Source organism: Moorena sp. SIO3I6, from assembly GCF_010672095.1.
Genome location: NZ_JAAHHU010000444.1, coordinates 1 through 3,481 on the forward strand (window position 1 = coordinate 1; position 3,481 = coordinate 3,481).

Sequence of the window (3,481 nt, forward strand, 5' to 3'; positions counted from 1 at the left end):
ACTGATCTGTGTTATGCAACCTTCGCTCTTCCGATCTACATCATTAATCCTTAATCCTTAATCCTTTATGCTGCGGGAACCCTAAGGCCAGCATCGGTGACCCCATGGCGCTTCTGATGCCATTGCCAGGCGTGGGATAAGATGGTATTTATATCGCAATATTGGGGATACCAACCCAGAAGTTTTCTGGCTTTGTCACTACTACCGACCAAAGCGGGCGGATCACCAGGACGGCGATCGCATTCTATAGCTTTGATCTCTTGTTTAGTTACAAGTCTGGCTGCCTCAATGACTTCTTTGACTGAGAAGCCGTTGCCATTACCTAAGTTAAAGATTTCACTATCCCCACCCTTTAACAAATAGTCCAACCCCAAAACATGAGCAGAGGCTAAATCCTGGACGTGAATATAGTCCCGAATACAAGTTCCGTCAGCTGTGGGATAATCGGTACCAAAAATGGAGATGGACTCCCGTTTACCTAAAGCAGTGAGCAGCACTAAGGGGATAAGGTGGGTTTCGGGAGTGTGGTCTTCCCCTAGCCTACCCTCTGGGTCAGCACCAGCGGCATTAAAATAGCGGAAGGTTACGGATTTTAAATCATAGGCGGTATGGAAATCGGATAGAATCCGCTCTACCATTAATTTACTCGCCCCATAGGGATTAATGGGGTTTTGGGGATGATCTTCTGGAATCGGTACAGTTTTTGGTACCCCGTAGGTAGCACAGGTAGAAGAAAAGACTAATTTATTAATTGATGCTGCTACCATAGCTTCCAGGAGTGTTAGTGTCCCGGTGACATTATTGCGGTAATATTTAGCAGGGTCAGTTACCGACTCTCCTACGTAGGCATAGGCAGCAAAGTGCATGACTGCACTGATATCATAGTCACTAAAAAGATTGTCGAGTAATACCCGGTCATTGGTATCACCGACAACTAGCTTGACCTTGAGAACATCTTCGACTATGTCTCGATGACCATAGACTAAATTGTCTAGAACCACCACATTGTAGCCAGCTCCCAAGAGTGCTAATACAGCATGGGAGCCAATATATCCGGCTCCCCCCGTAACTAGCACAGTTGCTTTGGATTGCGACACTTGAATACCTCGCTAGTCTAGATTTTTGCTTTTACCAAATTATTCCCTGGGATGACTTATAATTCCGCAAACTTCGGTACAATAGTAATCCCATTAGTAGATGCCAGAGTTGAGTTGGTGATGCTGAAACCTAATTGTGACGCAATAGTCAAGCTGATTCATTATTCCGGTTAATTATTTTGGCTTCAAGTCCCACCTCCTAGCGGTAAGGGGGTTGTTGGATTCAATGGCTGTCAGACGCACTTTGACAATAATTAAAACAATACTCCATCCATAAGGATGCTCAGGGCGGATTGCGTCTATAAGTCTGGGGTAAGGTAGTGTTTCTGACATAATCACAACCAAGATGGATGGCTTCACGGAACCCTGCGGCTAATAACAAAGGCTTGGTTGTCATCCCACACTTTCAAGATAGTAAAGTGTGGGTGGTTGTCACTGTGGGTCTATAATTAACTAACTTGATAATCAACTAATTTCACACGACCAGTCTGAACATTATCAAATATCCGGTTAATCTGGTGGCGTTCTGCGTCGTTTATATTGTAATCGCAGAGGAAGGCACTCGTCAGCTGTAAATACTCTTGACGGCTCAATTGACCTCTGGTAATCATCTGGTTTACCATTGTCTCTATGTCCAGCTTGGATTGGCGTTCGGATGTAGACGCTACAGATTTATGGTTTGGTCGATGGGAACTGAAAAATGCGGATTCTGGGGATAGAGCGGTTTTCATGGTTATTTCGCACCTCTGTATAATTCAATCGAGCCAACCTTAATGGTTAGGGTCAAAGGAAGTATTGCGAGTAAAGAATAAATTTTGATGGTAGAAAAGACAGTTGGCTGAAAACCTCCTTGACCATTTATTCTCTTTACCAGGCAACCTGGCAATGTCTTTACCCGTTTACTTTTATCATGACACCGCCAATAAAAGCAAGATATCACAGCAAAGAAAGAAAAAAACGACTTAATTATTAATGCTACCGACTGATTTGCTAATTAGTAGACAAAATGGCGAAGAAATCATTCCCAAACGGTTGCTGATTAACAATCAGACCTGTGCTATGGCAGCTGAGTTAATCGACTGCTTTATTGAGGCTACTGGTAGTACCCAAGGGAACCTAGATCGTAAGTTGTCCGATTGGGAAGGAGATAGCCCTGACTACCGGGTTAAACGAGGTTTAGCCCATATTCTTAAAACGAGCTTCAGTACCTTTGAAGTTGTTAGCCCCATAGACCCTAAGGAACTCCGCCAACGAGTTTTTGCTCTGGCGGCTCAATCTGTCCCTAGTCGCCAGGCAACTCAGACTACTCTAGAAAGCGTGAGCACTGCTTTATCTAAGGAATTAAACCAAGAAGTGTTGCCTGAGCAAATTTCTAAAGGACTTTATGCGGATTTACACGAAAATCGTATTCTGACTCAGTTCGATCACCCAGCACCAGAAGCATTACTGCATCGCTATAATTTATCTCAAGTCCAGGGTATTTTTTATCGAGCATCTGAGATGACTCTGAATGCTCACCGCAATGTTCCAGGGGAGTATAAGCTATTAATCCGCTATTTGAAGTTGTTTCAGCTGATGACCTACATTGAAGGGGATGCGGACCATGGCTTCACGATTACTATTGATGGACCGACTAGTTTATTTAAGCCGAGTACTCGCTATGGTTTAGCGATCGCTAAACTGATTCCAGCCTTACTACACGTTACTAAATGGAGTCTCAAGGCGACGTTACAAAGCCGTGACTCTTACAGCGGTACGATCAAAACGGGGCATTTTAGTCTTAATGACCGCTGTGGCTTGGTGACTCACTATCCCCCTGGTAAACCCTACGACAGTATGTTAGAGGCTTCCTTTGCGAAGCGTTGGGAATCTCAGAAAACTCAGTGGGTGTTAGAGCGAGAAGTGGATTTAATTCCTATTCCTGGTAGTGTGATGGTGCCGGATTTTCGGCTTGTTCATCCTGATGGGCGAAATTTCCTATTAGAAATTATTGGTTACTGGCGTCCAGAGTATTTAAGGAAGAAATTCGCTCAGGTGCGCAAGGCCGAATGTGACAATTTGATTCTGGCGATTTCGGAACGGTTAAATTTGGATAAAGCTGGGGTTACGGTGAAGAATTTGCCAGCTCAAGTTGTTTGGTTTAAGGATAAACTTTCACCGAAAGCTGTGTTGGAGCTTTTGCAATAGTTTGGGGAAAGGCACAGTTGTTGAGGGTTATAGCAGGGAGTAGGGCGTAGGGAGTAGGGAGTAGGGAGTAGCAGGGCTATTTCATTCTAAAAAGTGGCTTAAGCGTGTCTAGACTAAAAGAACAAATTCGTTGAGCTTGTGCCATGTTTTTAAACATTTTTTCACGGTATAAATTGAGTGTAAAATTGCGCGCTATG

4 protein-coding genes are annotated in these 3,481 nt (G+C 43.9%); 1 reads left to right on the plus strand and 3 read right to left on the minus strand.

Annotated elements, in window-relative coordinates; genetic code table 11:
* Positions 1 to 65: 65 nt before the first annotated feature.
* The 3 genes from galE to F6K49_RS37630 form a co-directional block, all read right to left on the minus strand.
* Positions 66 to 1,097 (minus strand): UDP-glucose 4-epimerase GalE, encoded by a 1,032-nt coding sequence (gene galE, locus F6K49_RS37620; RefSeq protein ID WP_293105234.1) that lies wholly within the window; start codon positions 1,095 to 1,097, stop codon positions 66 to 68.
* Between the two features lie 174 nt (positions 1,098 to 1,271).
* Complete coding sequence (locus F6K49_RS37625; RefSeq protein ID WP_293105237.1) at positions 1,272 to 1,430, minus strand: hypothetical protein; 159 nt, start codon at positions 1,428 to 1,430, stop codon at positions 1,272 to 1,274.
* A gap of 116 nt (positions 1,431 to 1,546) precedes the next feature.
* Positions 1,547 to 1,828, minus strand: a complete 282-nt coding sequence (locus F6K49_RS37630; protein ID WP_070391671.1) for a hypothetical protein — start codon at positions 1,826 to 1,828, stop codon at positions 1,547 to 1,549.
* 241 nt (positions 1,829 to 2,069) lie between these two features.
* On the opposite strand from F6K49_RS37630, the gene F6K49_RS37635 reads away from it, so the two are divergent.
* Positions 2,070 to 3,284 carry a DUF790 family protein gene (locus F6K49_RS37635; RefSeq protein ID WP_293105240.1) on the plus strand — a complete coding sequence of 405 codons (1,215 nt, stop codon included), beginning with the start codon at positions 2,070 to 2,072 and terminating at the stop codon, positions 3,282 to 3,284.
* Positions 3,285 to 3,481: the final 197 nt, after the last annotated feature.